The 1601-nt window shown below is 60.3% G+C and carries 2 protein-coding genes; both read right to left on the reverse strand.

Features of this window, described 5'->3' with window-relative positions; all coding sequences use genetic code 11:
* Nucleotides 1-497, reverse strand: a 497-nt coding sequence (locus HLUSI_RS0109990) for a hypothetical protein (protein WP_016833831.1), incomplete at its 3' end; no start/stop codon positions are given.
* A gap of 14 nt (nucleotides 498-511) precedes the next feature.
* The coding region (locus tag HLUSI_RS0109995; RefSeq protein ID WP_016833832.1) for a mannose-1-phosphate guanylyltransferase/mannose-6-phosphate isomerase at nucleotides 512-1601 on the reverse strand (1090 nt) is incomplete at its 5' end.

Genomic DNA, 1601 nt, shown 5'->3' on the forward strand with positions numbered 1-1601 from the left:
GCGTCGCCGATGATGCGTTGCAGGTAAGCGTGCCTGATGTCGTGCTGGCGGTAGCTGCCGGACGGCGACGCCAGTGCATCTTGCACACGGCCGCTGCTGATCGCCTGGTACAGCTGTTGAATGGCATCGCCGTAAATCGCCTCGCCGGCAAGCACCATCTTGAAGCCATTGTAGTCCGGCGGATTATGGCTCCCGGTGACCATGATGCCGGATTGCGCACCGAGCACGCAGGTCGCAAAATAGACCATCGGCGTCACCACCACGCCCAGATCAATCACATCAATGCCGGCATCCTGCAAGCCGGCCATCAAGGCGGCGCTCAGTTCGGGGCCGGACAAGCGCCCGTCACGGCCGACCACCACTTGCGACTCGCCTTGGTCGCGCACCGCCTGGCCAAACGCCTGGCCTATCTGCCTGGCGACGTCTGCATCCAGCGTGACGCCAACTACACCGCGAATGTCATAGGCTTTGAAGATCGATTGTTGGATAGGAAGCATGATTTCACCATAGGTTATTTGCGTTGATAAATGTCGTCGAGACGCACGATGTCGTCTTCGCCGAGATAACTTCCGGATTGCACTTCAATCAGGTGTAACGGTAATTTCCCCGGGTTTTCCAGCCTGTGCGTGACGCCGACGGGAATATAGGTCGACTCGTTCTCGGTGAGCAATTTCTCCTCGTCACCGCACACGATGCGTGCTGTCCCGCTCACCACCACCCAATGTTCGGCACGATGATGATGCATCTGCAGAGACAGCTTGCCGCCGGGGCTGACGGTAATCCGCTTGACCTGAAAGCGGTTCCCCATGTCGATCGCCTCGTAGCTACCCCACGGACGATAGACGAGGCGATGGGTAAGGTGTTCGGTGCGCTGCTGCCTGCCGAGCTCGCCAACGATTTTCTTGACGTGTTGCACTTGATCCTTGTGTGCCACCAGCACCGCATCCTTGGTTTCCACCACCACCACATCCTGCAGTCCCAGCACCGCCACCAGACGGCTTTCCGCCCGTATCAGCGAATCCCGCACCGCGTCCGTGTAGACGTCACCGCGCAGCACGTTACCGTCTTCATCGCCTGCCATGACGGACCACAGCGCCGACCAGGAGCCGACATCATTCCAACCGATGTCGACGGGCACCACCGCTGCATTGCGGGTGTGTTCCATCACGGCGTAGTCGGTCGATTCGCTGGGGCAGGCAGCGAAAGAAGCCTCGTCCAGGCGGTAAAAATCGAGATCCCGATAGGCAGCGTTGAAAGCCCGTTGGCAGTGCTCTGCGATCAGCGGTCGAAACTCGCGCAACTCCTCCAGATAGCGTTTCGGCTGGAACAAGAACATGCCGCTGTTCCAGCTATAGGCATTATCCTTGACGAAAGTTTCTGCCGTTGCACGATCAGGCTTTTCGACGAAGCGCTCGACGGCATAGCAGCCAGCCGCGCCGGGTAATTCTCGCCGGCCCCGGAGGATATAGCCGTAGCCAGTTTCCGCCGCAGAGGGAACAATGCCGAAGGTCGCCAATGCACCTTGACGGGCCGCGTGCGCGGCGCATTCGATGGCGGCGCGGAAGGCTTCCGCGCCGCGCTGCGCGCACGTTGTCGCGCCG

Origin of the sequence: Herbaspirillum lusitanum P6-12 (assembly GCF_000256565.1) — a bacterium.
Lineage (GTDB): Bacteria > Pseudomonadota > Gammaproteobacteria > Burkholderiales > Burkholderiaceae_D > Herbaspirillum > Herbaspirillum lusitanum.